Here is a 12,782-nt window from a genome sequence, read left to right as displayed (position 1 = left end):
AACAACCAAAGTTCCCGCTGCTTCATCTGATTGCATAACCGCACTCATCGAGGTTCCATGAAACGCAGTCTCGCCTTCTGTCTCCTGGCTCTTGCTGCCTCGGCCCAGGCCGCGACGCTCGGCACCGCCGCCTCCACCGTCATTCCCGCCAGCACGCAGCAGATCATCAATGTTGACTACCGCAAGATGAACAACGCGCCCAGCGCCCTGGCGTTGAAGCAGCGCGTCCTGCCCGAGCCGCTCAAGCAGTTCGAGCAGGCGTTGAAGGGCGTCAACATTGATCCCGAGTCCGACGTCGAGACCCTCACCTTTGCCGCCTTCGCCTCCGGCAAGCAGGGCCTGCGCGTCGTCGGCGTCGCGCAAGGGAACTTCTCGCGCGCCAAGGTCCTGAAGAAGCTGCGGGCCAAGAAGGTGAAGGGCGAAAGGTACCGCGGCTCGGTCGTCTACCCGATGGTCAGCGGCATGCAGATGACCTTCCTCGACGACAACACCCTGCTGTTCGGCGACGACTCCGCGCTGCGCATCGCCCTCGACACCCGCGACGGCGAACAGCCCGGTCTCAGCACCAATACCCAGGTCACTAACCTGGTCGCCAACGTCGACTCCGGCACCGTCTGGTCGGTGCTCGACACCGCCGGCACGCAGCACATGATGCGCCAGGCCCTCGGCGACGCCTCCAAGCTCGGCGACTACGAGACCATCAGGAAGCGCATCCACGGCTCCTACTACACCGCCGACTTCGACCGCGGCGTGGACTTCGACCTCACCGTCCTCACCGCCGACTCCATGACCGCCACCACGCTCTCCTCGGTCGTGCAGGCCGGCATGTGGTGGCGCCAGAAGACCTCCGCCAGCGGGGCAGAGAAGATGGCGCTCGAGTCCACCAAGGTGGAATCCGACAGCGACAAGCTTAAGCTCCACTTCAAGGCCGACGACAAGCGCTTCCAGTCGCTCCTGAACTCCGACCTCTTCGCCGCCGTCTCGCGCTAGCTCCTTACGCGCAGCAGGCAGCGGTGCCGCTCGGCGCCGCCTTCCGCCCGTGGATCTTCGCCGAGACGATTCCCGCCACCGCCGCGTCGAACGTTTCGCAGCCGCATCCCTGGCGCAGGTCTTTCAACGCGTTCGACGCGCTCGGCGCCAGCGCCTCGGTCAGCTGTTTGCCCGGCGTGATCTGCGGGACCGACAGCTCTCCCAACCCCGCCGCCAGCGCCATCGCCAGGTAATCCGAGAGCAGGCTCGCCCCCGCCACGCAGCCCACGTACGCTTCCAGGTCCGCCGCGACCTCCTTCGGCAGCGGCTTCAGCAGCACGATGTCGCTCAGCGCAAACTGCCCGCCCGCCTTCAGGACGCGCGCCAGTTCGCGGAACACCGCCGGCTTGTCGGGGCTCAGGTTCACCACGCAGTTGCTGATCACCAGGTCCACGCTGCCGTCCTCGACCGGCAGCTTCTCGATCGACCCCTTTCGAAACTCGACATTCGTCGCGCCCAGGCGCGCGGCGTTCTCCCGCGCCAGCGCCAGCATGTCGTCCGTCATGTCCACGCCGATCACCCGCCCCGTAGGCCCCACGCGCCGCCACGCCAGGAACGCGTCGAAGCCCGCGCCGCTGCCCAGGTCGACCACCGTCATGCCGGGCCGGATCTCCGCCAGCGCCAGCGGATTGCCGCACCCCAGGCCAAGGTTCGCCTCGCCCGCGATGGCCAGGTCCTCGGCCGTATAGCCGATCGCCGGTGTGTTCTTCGCTACGTCGCCACAGCAACCGCCGCGCTCTCCCCGCGCGATCGCCCCGTACTTCTCCTGCACTGCCGCTCGCACATCCTTTTCCGCAACCCTGCTCATGACACGCTCCTTATTGATATCCATCAATGTCACAACCGCAAAAAAGAACCCTACAGGCCCTCTTCCAGCGCCTCCGCCAGCTCTTGCAGCGCCTTTTCATTCCGCTGGTACCACATCCACGGCCCGACCTTCTCGCTCGACACCAGCCCCGCCTTGCGCAGGATCCCCATGTGGTGCGAGATGGTCGGCTGCGACAGCCCCACCTTCTGCTCGATGTCGCACGCGCACATCCCCGACGGCCGCCCGATCGAGCAGCACCCCTTCTGCTTCAGTGCCTTCAGGATCCGCCGGCGCGCCGGGTCGCTGATCGCGTGCAGCAGCTCCGAGAGCCGCTCTTCCGTGACTTTGGTCGCAGTCGCCATATCGATACCTATCTATACGCCAGCATATCGATGCCTGTCAATACTGAAATGTCACTTTTTTCTTGCCCGGTCATCCCAGCAGGGAACCCGGCTCTCCGGAGGTTAGAATCAGGCCATGTTCGAAGGCGACGAACGCAAGCAACTGGAAGTCCGCATGCGCCAGGAGGGCCGCTTGCCTCCCGGCCAGTCTGCCACCATCAAGTGGCCGGTCCTGCACTATGGCTCCGTGCCGCGCTTCGACCCCGCGCAATGGGACTTCAAGGTCTGGGGACAGGTCGAGCGCCCCTTCAAGATGTCCTGGGAGGGCTTCAACGCTCTCCCGCGCTTCGACGTCACCCGCGACTTCCACTGCGTCACCCGCTGGAGCCGCTTCGACAACCGCTGGACCGGCGTCGCCTTCCGCGAGCTCCTGAAGATCGCGCGACCCAGGCCCTCCGCCACCCACGTGCTGGTCCACGCCGAGCAGGACTTCACCGCCAACGTCCCGCTGGCGGACCTGGACAGGGAAGACGTGCTCTTCGCGACGCATCACGACGGCCAGCCCCTCACGCCCGAACACGGCTATCCCCTGCGGCTCGTCGTGCCGCATCTCTATGCATGGAAGTCAGTGAAGTGGGTCCGCGGCCTGGAGTTCCTCGACCATGACGTCCCCGGGTTCTGGGAGCGCAACGGCTATCACATGTACGGTGACCCGTTCCAGGAGCAGCGCTTCGATACCGACGAGTAGCTCGGCTGGCGCCGGCGACTCGCCGGCGCTCATTTCTTGACGATGGCGTTATATCCATCGCCTGCGAGTTTCGATTTCATCGCATCCGCGTCCTTCAGCTCCGCGAACGGCCCCACCTGTACCCGGTAGAACTTGTCCGCGCCCGCGGGCGGCACCACGAACACCGGATACTTCTTCTTCCGCAGCGCCCCCGCCAGCGTGTCGGCGTCTTCCGAGCGCGTGACCGCTGCCACCTGCACCATGAACCCCTTCGCGGGATTGGTGGCCATCTCCGGCGTCTTCACCGCCGCCTTGGTCGTCGCCGGCTTCGGGGCCGCCGGTTTCGGGGAAGGCGCCGCTTCGGTCTCCGGCGTCGTAGTCTCGACGGGTGCGGCCTCCTCGCTGCGCGACGCGCCCGGCTTGGGTGCGCCGCTCACCGGCGCGGGTTGTGAGACCTGCGCGGCATCGACGCTCGGCGGCGCCGACCTCTTGCCCATCATGTATCCCACGCCCAGCGAGATCGCGCACAGGATCACGACCGCGAAAAAGTAGAACAACATGCTGCCGGTCGTGTTGCGTGGCGCCTCGAGTTCGTCGTGCCCGTGCTCTTCGTGGCTACCCGGCTCGTCGTTCCATTCCGTCATGGGTCACTCCCGTGTTCAGCCTTTGCTGTTCGCTTTGTCCAGCACCTTCGTCAGCCCCGAGATGATGTCGATGGGGATGGGGAATACGATGGTGGTGTTCTTCTCTACGCCGATCTCGGTCAGCGTCTGCAGGTAGCGCAGTTGCAGCGCGGTCGAGTTGGTTGCGAGCACGTTCGCCGCGTCCGTGAGCCGCTGCGCCGCCGAGAACTCGCCCTCCGCGTGGATGATCTTCGACCGCTTCTCGCGCTCCGCCTCCGCCTGCTTCGCCATCGCGCGCAGCATGCTCTCCGGCAGGTCGACCTGCTTCACCTCGACGTTCACCACCTTCACGCCCCAGGGCGCGGTGTGCTGGTCCAGGATCGACTGGATGCGCGTATTCAGCTTGTCGCGATGCGCCAGCAGCTCGTCGAGCTCCACCTCGCCCAGCACCGAGCGCAGCGTCGTCTGCGCGAACTGCGACGTCTGGTAGAGGTAGTTCGAGACTTCGACCACGGCCTGGCGCGGCTGCACCACGCGCATGAAGATGACGGCATTCACCTTCAGCGTCACGTTGTCGTGCGTGATGATGTCCTGCGGCGGCACTTCCAGCGCCTCTTGCCGCAGCGACACGCGCACGATCCGGTCCACCGGCTTGAACACGAAGATGAGCCCCGGCCCCTTCGGTTCGTCGAGCAAGCGGCCCAGGCGGAAGATCACGCCGCGCTCGTACTCGGCCAGGATGTTGACGCAGGAAAGAAGCCAGATGACGAAGATGACGCCCGCAACCAGTAGGACTCCCATAGCTGGACCTCCGGCGCTGAGATGAAAGGCTGTGCTGGGGCGCGATTGTATATCAGCCCTTCCGCAACGCAGCCGCCGAACGCCTGTGGAAATCCGCCGCCCTCAACTCCGTCCGGTGCGCTCCGGCGCCGTTCCGACCGGCTCCACCTCCAGCCGCAGGCCGTCCACGTGCCGCACCACCACGTACTCGCCCGTCGCGACCGGAGCGTGCGAGGAAGCGTCCCACAGCTCGCCGTGCACGAACACCTTGCCCGCGGGCGCCAGTTGCGTCCGCGCCACTCCCACCTCCCCGATCAGCCCCTGCTCCCCGGTCGTGACTTTGTTGTGGTGCGCGCGGAAGACCAGCGTCGCCAGCAGCACCGAGATCACCGCGAAGGGAAGCGTCACCGCCAGCGCGGTCGCGAGCTTGATGCGCATCTCCGGGATGGGCGCGTCCACCAGCAGCAGCGCGCCCAGCACCATCGCCACCGTGCCGCCCGCGCCCAGCAACCCGTGCGAGGTGAACTTCGCCTCCAGGATGAACAGCGCGACACCGAGCACGATCAGCCCTACGCCCGCGTAGCGCAGCGGCAGCAGTTGGAACGCGAAGATCGACGTTAGGATCAACGCCACCCCCACCGCGCCCGGCGCGATCGTCCCGGGCGCCTTCATCTCGATGAACACCAGCAGCATCCCCACGATGAACAGCGCGAACGCCACGTTCGGGTCCAGGATCACGCTCAGGACCCGCTCCCGCAGCGTCATGTCCCAATCCACGATGCGCTTGCCTGCGACCCGCAGCATGGTCTTCTTGCCGTCGAAGCGCGTGACCTCGCGCCCGTCGAGTCGCTTCAGCAACTCCTCGGTCGTGGGTGCCACGATGTCGATCAGTTTCTGGTCGAGCGCCTCCTGGTCGGTCCACGATTTCGACTCGCGCACCGCCGTCTCCGCGACCTCCACGTTCCGGCCGCGCTTCGAGACGTAGCTCCGCAGGAATGCCGCCGCGTCGTTCTCCAGCTTCTTCGACATCACTTCGTCGATCTTGATGCCCATCACCACCGGGTGCGCCGCGCCCGTGTTCGTTCCCGGCGCCATCGCCGCCACGTCCGCCGCCACCAGGATGAAGAACCCTGCCGACGCCGCGCGCGACCCGCTCGGCGTCACGTAGACGATCACCGGCACCGGCGAGGCCAGCATCTTCTCCACGATCCGGCGCATGGATTCACCCAGCCCTCCCGGTGTGCGCAACTCGATCAGCAGCGCGTCGGCTTTCACGCGCGCCGCTTCGTCGATCCCGCGCGCGATGTACTCCTCCGAGATAGGCTGGATCGTGTCGTCCACTCTTACTCGCACGATGTCCGCCAGCGCGGGCAGGGAAGCGATGAGTAGCAGAAGTGCCAGGGAACGGACGAGTCGGGTCATGGGTTGCGCAGCGGCTGCCCCTTCTCCGCAAGCTTGGCTGCAATCGCGCTTTTCAGCGTCTGGGCCGCCGCGTTCGCCGGCTCGAGCTTCAGGGCCTGCTCTACGCTGGCGCTCGCGGCCTCCGGCTTATTCTCGTCCAGATCGAGTCGCGCCAGTACTAGAAATGCGTCGGCGTTGGGCCCTAGCTTCAGCGCAGCCTGCGCTTCGCTGCGCGCCGCCTTCGGGTCGCTCGTCAGCTCCAGGAAGCGCGCCAGCCCCGCGTGCGCTCCCGCATTCGTCGGATCGAGCACCAGCGCCTCGCGGAAGTCGCGTTCTGCCACCACCAGCAGTTCCTGCGCCAGCATCTCTCTGCCGTGCTGCACGTGGAACGCGGCATGCACCTTCGGCTCCGCCTCCGCCATGCGCTGCTCGTTAAAGCTCTCGATCTCCATCGCCAGCTGCCGGAACGAGCTCTCGTCGTAGTTCGGCTTGACGCGCTCCAGCGGCACCTTGACCGGCGCCTGACCCTTCACCGTCGGCGGCGGCCCGGCATTCGCCTGCTCCAGGAACGCCTTCGCTTCCGCGTCCGAGCGCAGCGCCAGCATCTCGCGCAGCTGCTTGGCCGCGCCCGCGGCGTCGCCCGCCTTGTAGAGCGCCACCGCCAGGTTGAAGTGATAGTCCGGATCGCTGGGGTCGGTCCGCACCGCGCGCTGGAAGTACTCGACCGCGGCCTTCGAGCCCCGTCGCCCCGCCACGACTCCCAGGTTGTTGTAGACCTCCGTCAGCGGCAGCCGCGTCGCCACGAACTCGAACGCCGCCTGCGCCCGCCCGTAGTCGCCCGTGTAGTACGACGACATCCCCAGGTAGAACTGCGCCTCGCGCGCCGCCGGCTCCTTCTGCGGGACGCGCGCGAACCACGTCGCCGCTTGCGCATAGTCCCGCCCCGCGTAATACGTCTTGGCCAGTTGCAGGATCGCCGGCGTGTAGCCGGCGTTGATGCGCACCGCATCTTTCAGCAGCTGCAGCCGCTCCGCCCGGTCGCTCGCCATCACTCCGCGGATGTACTTCTCCAGCGCGTCCAGCCGCACTGTCGGACCCGCCGCCACGAACTCGTTGCGCGACATGATCTGGTTCGGGTTCATCTTCCGCAGCAGGTCCCAGGTGAGCGCCAGCTCCAGGTCGAGCAGCTGCGGCAGCGGCCCGGCCGCGCGCATCTCCGGAGTGAGCCGCAGCTTGCGCAGGTCGAGCAGTTGCGCGCTCGCGCTGAACGTCTGCCCGTCGTAGGTGTACCGCCCCACCACCAGGTAGTCCGCGTCCATCGACTCGCCCAGCTTGATGAGCGTCGCCAACGACGGCCGCGCCCCGCTCGGGATCCCCAACCGGTCGAAGGCGTACCGCCGCACGTCGCGCGAGACCACGTACAGCGTCCCTCCGGCGGCGAGCCGCGACCCCACGATCTCCGGGAACGACTCCCCGATCCACTCCAGCCCCGGCGCCTTCGACGAGTTCTCGAACGGCAGGACCACGACCGTCTGGCCGCCGGCCAGCTCCTGCGCCCCCGCCACGGCGGAGCACAGCAGCGCCATCACCACCGCGATTCGCTGGAATCCCTTCAAGATAGGACGATTATAGCCACCTCCCCAAACCTCCTCCTGTGACCCCCGCACCGCCAATTGTGACTCCCGTCACAGCCGCCCCGGGCCCTTAGTCCGACAATCACCTGCAAGGAGGGGGACGCCATGAGAACACCTAGCCAGGACCCCTACGGACGCGAGCTCATCGAGCTGCTCAAGCAGGAGCTGTTGTTTGTCGAGCAGGGCGGTTACGGACGCTCGGTGCACAAGCCCCACGACCCGACCATCGTTTTCCAGGATTCGCCGACGTGCTTGAACTTCGGGGAGCCGCAGCGGGTCCACGAATGCGACCAGTGCCTGCTCACCCGCATGGTGCCGGCTGAGAAGATGGGCGAGGAGCGCCCGTGCCATCACATCCCGCTCAACGCCAGGGGCGACACCATCGCGAAGCTCGCCGAGAAGGGCGACGACCTCCGCACTCAGGAAGCGGTCGCCGATTGGCTTCGCAAGGTGATCGCCAACCTGGAGCAGTTGCAGAACACCATCGCCTGACGCAACACGCCTCCGCGGGCTCCCATCGCTACACTCCGGGGAGACCGCCCTTGACTACGCTCCTCCGGCGCGTAAGCTAGACGCCCGTCATCTCACCCCGGAGGATTCTCCCAATGCGACTCAAGCTTTTGGGCCTCGCGCTCGCTGCGCTCCTTGTGGTCTACGGCGTCAGCGCGCAGCCTTTCCAGCCACAGGGCGAAACGTCCATGGCCGCCACCAGCCGTCCCACCGACGGCTACACCGTCCACGTCCTCGCTCCCCACGTCGTGAAGGGCAAGGTGATGGGCCCCTTCCATCACTACTGCAAGATCATCTCGCCCGAGCCCATCATCCAGTGCCAGATCTACAACTCCACCGACGCCAACGCGCCCCTCACCCAGATCGAGTACATCGTCGCCAAGAGCATCACCCGCAAGGGCGACGTCCTCACGCTCAAGCAGTGGAACCGCGATTGGCACGACCACAAGCAGGAGATCGCCACCAAGCGCGTCCAGGTCCTCGACGTCACGCCTGAGGAGGGCGCCAAGATCGCCGAGACCGTCTCCCACACCGACGGCCTCATCTTCGACCTCTGGCCGCACGGCTCCAGGATCCCGACCGGCGCGTCCAGCATCGCCCAGTCCGTCGGCCACGTGAACCTGAAGTCGCTGAAGGAAAGTTCCGAGTAGTCTCTCGCGAACGTCGAACGGGGCGCCCTTGGGCTAAGGGCGCCCCGTTCTCTTGGAGGAATAGAGCAGGGCCCTTACCGCAGACCGGCGAGCTCTTGCAAGCGTCGCCAGTTCTCCAAGCGGTCGAGTCGCGCTGCCTTCAGGTGCTCGTCGGGGACGCCGTCCGCCGAGAAGTGGCGGGCGAACCGGCCTTCGCTCTTTGCGAAGGTGATGAAGTCGACCGGCTCCGTGGTTCGGGGATCCACGTACCAGTCCTCCTTCATCGCGGGATTGCCTTGCAGGCTGAGGCAATCGCGCAGCCGTTCACCCTTTCTCGGATCGAACACGAGCAGCGGGAATGCGCGCGACTCGACCGCCAGCTTCGCCTGAGTGATCGACGCATCGTCGGGCACGCCGTGCTCAGGCTGGCAAGTCGAGTACACGATCACCACGGCCGGGCCCGGGTACTCGTTGGCCGCCATGATCGTCTTGTAGAAATGGTTGAGGTGGGCCGCGGTGGTCTGCGCTACGAAGACATTCGGATGCATCAGCAGGATTCTCCCCAGCTCTTTCCGATGCTCTCGCTTGCCTGGCAGCGCAGTTCCCACCGCAGCCATCTTGGAATCTTGTGAAGTGAAAGTCGCCGTCGAGGTCTGGCCGCCGGTGTTCGAGTACACCTGCGTGTCCAGCACCAGGACCTTGATGTCCATGCCAGAAGTCACCATGCGCGACAGCGACTGGAACCCGATGTCGTACATCGCGCCGTCCCCGCCCAGCACCCACAGCTTGCGGTCGGTGTGGCCTTCCTGGTCCCAGCGCAGCCGGATGCCCATCGCATCCGCTGGCGCGTTCTCGAACAGGGAATTCGTCCACGGCACCGCGTACGGGTTGAACGGATACGTCGAGCCGTAGACCGTGTTGCACCCCGTCGCCGCCACGATGCCGATCTTGTCCGCCCCGTACACCATGCCGGTCGCCGCCAGCATCAGCCGGATCGCCGTCGCTTCGCCGCATCCCATGCACGACCCGGCGCCGCCCGCGAACAGCTGCGAGTCCGCTCCCAGCATCATGTCGCCCAGCGCCTTCTCGTTCAGGTAGCGCTTCGGCGTGTCCGGCAGCGCGCGGTACAGCTCCATCGTCGCGTCGTACTCCGCCAGGCTGATCGCCGCCTTGCTCACCATCTTCAGCGCGTCGTGCTTGCCGCACGCCGTCACGCACTCGCCGCAGCCCTTGCACTTGTCCGGGTCCACGAAGATGCCGAACATCCCCGGCTCTTCGCCCTTGCGCTGCGGGATCTCGTAGTACTTGCTCGTCTGGCAGAAGGCTTTCGAGAGCACGCCGTCGGTCGCGATGCCGCCGTCGTAACGCGTCTTCTCCACCACCTTGCCGAGGATCGCCGTATCCGGGCAGACGTTCACGCACTCCATGCAGCCCACGCACGCGCTCGCCAGGAACGCGGGAATGTCCGGCGCCAGGGTGCGGAAGCTGCGCTCCCGCCCGGTCGAGGCCGGGATCAGGCTGCGTCCCACGAATTCGTCGGCTTCCAGCGCTGCCTCGCGGCCGCGCGCGTATCCCCCGATGATGTTCTCGCAGAAGTCCGGCGGGATGACGCACGAATTGCCGGCCAGCTCCCGGTGGCCGTTGCCGTTGACCACGTTCAAGGGTTCCGCCGCGGGCACGGCCCCGTGCGCCACTTCCGCGACTTCGCGATACCCACGGCGGGCGGCTTCCAGGTTGTCGGCCACCACGCGTCCGCCGCGCTTGCCGAAGTACTTGGTCAGCGTCTTTTCCAGCGAGGCGAACAGCGTGCTCTCGTCCAGCCCCGCCTGTTCCGCGAACGGCGCCAGCCGCAGGAACGCCCCCAGCAGCACGATGCCTTGCATCCTCACCTGCAGGTCGGCGCGGCTCGAGCTCTCCCGCGCGATCTTCTTCGCGTCCAGCGCGAACAGCCGCTGCTTCCGCTCCGCCAGCGTGCGCCGCGTCTTCGCCGGCAGGCTCTCCCAGATTTGTGAGGGCGGGAGCGGCGATTGCCAGTAGACGATCCCGCCCTCGGACAGGCCCTGCAGGGGATCGCCGGACAGAAAGGCGTTCTCATCCTGGATGGCCACAAACTCCACTTGGTTCAGCTCGCAGTGCAGCCGCACCTGCTCCGGCGCCAGCGTCAGGTAGTAGTTGGTCGGCAGGCCCTTCTTCTCCGAGCCATATTTCGGGAAGGCCTGCGCGTACAGCCCGAACAGCTCCGATGCCACTGACGCGATCACCTTGTTCGTCGTGACCGAGCCGAATCCGCCGATCGAGTGCCCGCGCAGCGAGAACGCCCCCGCCGGCCGCACGTCCGGATCCGTCTTCGCCTCGACCGCGTCCGGATGCTTCACGCCCAGCACGAAGTTCTTCTTCGGATAGAGCTGCTCCATGTTCTCCAGGGCAGCCACGAAGTGGCCGGCGCGCAGGTCGCGCCCCCCCAGTCCCGCCACGCCCGAGTACACCGCCGGGATCCACTCCTGCGCCGGACCCTCGAGTCCCGTCTGCGCGTCCGCCAGCGCTGCCTTGACTTCCGTCGACAGCGGGTTCGACTGCGCCAGCGGAACGTCCGCGCGCTCGATCACCGAGACCGCGCGGCAGTCGCGCAGCGCCTCCGCCAGCTCGCGAGAAGGGAAGGGGCGGAAGCTGGTGATGCTCACGCACCCCACGTTGTGTCCGCGCGCCCGCAGGTAGTCCACCGCGGCTTCGCACGTCTCCATCATCGAGCCCATGCCCACGAACGCGTATTCCGCCTTCTGCATCTTGTACGGCTTGATCAGCCCGTAACGCCGGCCCGTCAGGCGGCCGAATTCCTCCATCGCCTGCTCCAGGTCCGGCTGCACCTGCGCGTAGAAATAGCGCTGGCCGATCTTGCCCTTCATGTAGCTGTCCTGGTTCTGCACGCAGCCGCTTACTCCCGGCGCCGCCGGATCGAACAGCTTCCGCAGCTTGTCCTGCGGGCGTCCCACGAACTCCTTCATCAGCTCCGGCTCCGGCAGCTGGATCGTCTCCAGCGTGTGCGTCGTCAGGAAGCCGTCTTGCGAGACGAAGTACGGCGTCTCGCTCGCCTCCGCCGCGCGCCGCGCGATCAGCGTCAGGTCCGCGCACTCCTGCGCGTTGCGCGCCCACAGCGTCCCCCACCCTACGTCCGCCACGCCCATCACGTCGTCGTGGCCGCAGTGCACGTTCAGCGAGTGCGAGGTCAGCGCCCGCGCTCCGATGTGGAACACGATCGGCAGCCGCTTGCCGCTGATCACGTACAGCACTTCCTTCATCAGGATGAGGCCCTGGCCCGAGGTGAAGTTCGTCACTCGCCCGCCCGCCAGCGCGTAGCCTTCGCACGCCGAGGCCGAGCTGTGCTCCGATTCCGGCTCCAGGAACTGGATCGTCTCGCCCCACACGTTCTTCTTGCCGTTCGACCACTCCGCGGCGAACCCGTCGCCCATCGGCGTCGAAGGCGTGATGGGATACGCGCACGCCCCCTGCGAAATGTGCGATTCCACCCACACCACCGCGCCCGATCCGTCGACGGTGCTGCGGATGCCCGTGTACTTCGGCTTCTCCGCCTTGATCTTTTCTTCTACGTTTGCCCGATCAAACGTTGAGACGCTCACATTTCCCCCAGTCCGCTTCCGGATTCTCGTTGAGCAGGTAATAGCGGCGCTCTTCCGCTTCCATGTGCGCCACCATCTTCCGCGCGAGGTCTTCGCCCTCGTCCTTCAGGTTCTTCACCGCCTCGTCCACATCCTCGGCCTGCCCGAGGTACAACAGGTCGGTGGTGAAGTGCTGCAGCAGCCGCCGGATTCCGTCGTGCTGCCGCTGCATCTCGCGCACGAACGCCGGATAGTGCCGGCTCAGCGCCGGCAGGATCGTCCGCTCCTCGTGCTCGAAGTGCCGCATCACCGTCTCCAGCAGCCGGGTCGCGATCTCACTCGCTTCCCCCGTGCCTTCCAGGTTCGCGTACACCTCGCTGTAACACTGGACGCGCCCCAACGCTGTATCCAGCTTCTCCAGCTCGCCTAGCAGGTGGTCGTGCTCCTGCCGGATCTCCTTCGCGTGTTCCAGGATCGCTGCCGATGCCATCGCGTCCTCCCATCTACTGCGCCTGCTGCTGCTGTCCGGATAGTAGGTCTGCCTGTCGACGCCGCCTGTGACACCGGTCACATTTCCGCGTGACGGCCGTATCTGGTTGGGGATGCGAGGGATTCAGGCTGGCCGCCCTCGGCTCGCCGCGGCGCTGGTAACGCCGGCGTAGCGCGCTCGTTCGCGCTGCTGGAAG

At 66.4% G+C, this 12,782-nt stretch carries 12 protein-coding genes; 4 read left to right on the top strand and 8 right to left on the bottom strand.

The window, feature by feature from the left end:
- The first annotated feature begins 57 nt into the window (after nucleotides 1-57).
- Nucleotides 58-990, top strand: coding sequence for a hypothetical protein (locus VLA96_02635; protein HSE48084.1), 933 nt, complete (start codon nucleotides 58-60; stop codon nucleotides 988-990).
- Nucleotides 991-994: 4 nt separating this feature from the next.
- Here VLA96_02635 and arsM read toward each other — a convergent pair whose 3' ends face one another.
- Nucleotides 995-1,837: an arsenite methyltransferase gene (gene arsM, locus VLA96_02630; GenBank protein ID HSE48083.1), complete on the bottom strand. Its 843-nt coding sequence runs from the start codon at nucleotides 1,835-1,837 to the stop codon at nucleotides 995-997.
- Between the two features lie 50 nt (nucleotides 1,838-1,887).
- Nucleotides 1,888-2,199 carry a metalloregulator ArsR/SmtB family transcription factor gene (locus VLA96_02625; protein HSE48082.1) on the bottom strand — a complete coding sequence of 104 codons (312 nt, stop codon included), beginning with the start codon at nucleotides 2,197-2,199 and terminating at the stop codon, nucleotides 1,888-1,890.
- Nucleotides 2,200-2,314: 115 nt separating this feature from the next.
- Here VLA96_02625 and VLA96_02620 point away from each other — a divergent pair, with 115 nt between their 5' ends.
- Nucleotides 2,315-2,926, top strand: a complete 612-nt coding sequence (locus tag VLA96_02620; protein ID HSE48081.1) for a sulfite oxidase-like oxidoreductase — start codon at nucleotides 2,315-2,317, stop codon at nucleotides 2,924-2,926.
- A gap of 29 nt (nucleotides 2,927-2,955) precedes the next feature.
- On the opposite strand, the gene VLA96_02615 is transcribed toward VLA96_02620, so the two are convergent.
- The 4 genes from VLA96_02615 to VLA96_02600 form a co-directional block, all read right to left on the bottom strand.
- Nucleotides 2,956-3,549 (bottom strand): SPOR domain-containing protein, encoded by a 594-nt coding sequence (locus VLA96_02615; GenBank protein HSE48080.1) that lies wholly within the window; start codon nucleotides 3,547-3,549, stop codon nucleotides 2,956-2,958.
- 15 nt (nucleotides 3,550-3,564) lie between these two features.
- Nucleotides 3,565-4,329, bottom strand: a complete 765-nt coding sequence (locus tag VLA96_02610) for a slipin family protein (protein ID HSE48079.1) — start codon at nucleotides 4,327-4,329, stop codon at nucleotides 3,565-3,567.
- Nucleotides 4,330-4,431: 102 nt separating this feature from the next.
- The gene (locus VLA96_02605) at nucleotides 4,432-5,730 is read right to left on the bottom strand and encodes a nodulation protein NfeD (protein HSE48078.1); all 1,299 of its coding nucleotides are present in this window, start codon (nucleotides 5,728-5,730) and stop codon (nucleotides 4,432-4,434) included.
- Nucleotides 5,727-7,325 carry a tetratricopeptide repeat protein gene (locus tag VLA96_02600; GenBank protein HSE48077.1) on the bottom strand — a complete coding sequence of 533 codons (1,599 nt, stop codon included), beginning with the start codon at nucleotides 7,323-7,325 and terminating at the stop codon, nucleotides 5,727-5,729. Before VLA96_02600 ends, VLA96_02605 begins: the two co-directional genes overlap by 4 nt.
- A 123-nt stretch (nucleotides 7,326-7,448) precedes the next feature.
- Here VLA96_02600 and VLA96_02595 point away from each other — a divergent pair, with 123 nt between their 5' ends.
- Together VLA96_02595 and VLA96_02590 are read left to right on the top strand one after the other, a co-directional pair.
- Nucleotides 7,449-7,835: a hypothetical protein gene (locus tag VLA96_02595; GenBank protein HSE48076.1), complete on the top strand. Its 387-nt coding sequence runs from the start codon at nucleotides 7,449-7,451 to the stop codon at nucleotides 7,833-7,835.
- A gap of 113 nt (nucleotides 7,836-7,948) precedes the next feature.
- The gene (locus VLA96_02590) at nucleotides 7,949-8,503 is read left to right on the top strand and encodes a DUF1264 domain-containing protein (protein HSE48075.1); all 555 of its coding nucleotides are present in this window, start codon (nucleotides 7,949-7,951) and stop codon (nucleotides 8,501-8,503) included.
- A 74-nt stretch (nucleotides 8,504-8,577) separates the two neighbouring features.
- Here VLA96_02590 and VLA96_02585 read toward each other — a convergent pair whose 3' ends face one another.
- Together VLA96_02585 and VLA96_02580 are read right to left on the bottom strand one after the other, a co-directional pair.
- Nucleotides 8,578-12,117 carry a 2-oxoacid:acceptor oxidoreductase family protein gene (locus VLA96_02585; protein HSE48074.1) on the bottom strand — a complete coding sequence of 1,180 codons (3,540 nt, stop codon included), beginning with the start codon at nucleotides 12,115-12,117 and terminating at the stop codon, nucleotides 8,578-8,580.
- Nucleotides 12,098-12,586, bottom strand: a complete 489-nt coding sequence (locus tag VLA96_02580; protein ID HSE48073.1) for a hemerythrin domain-containing protein — start codon at nucleotides 12,584-12,586, stop codon at nucleotides 12,098-12,100. Before VLA96_02580 ends, VLA96_02585 begins: the two co-directional genes overlap by 20 nt.
- Between the last annotated feature and the right edge of the window lie 196 nt (nucleotides 12,587-12,782).

Source organism: Terriglobales bacterium (assembly GCA_035457425.1).
Lineage (GTDB): Bacteria > Acidobacteriota > Terriglobia > Terriglobales > Acidobacteriaceae > JACPNR01.
This window is presented reverse-complemented; position numbering and strand designations above follow the sequence as displayed.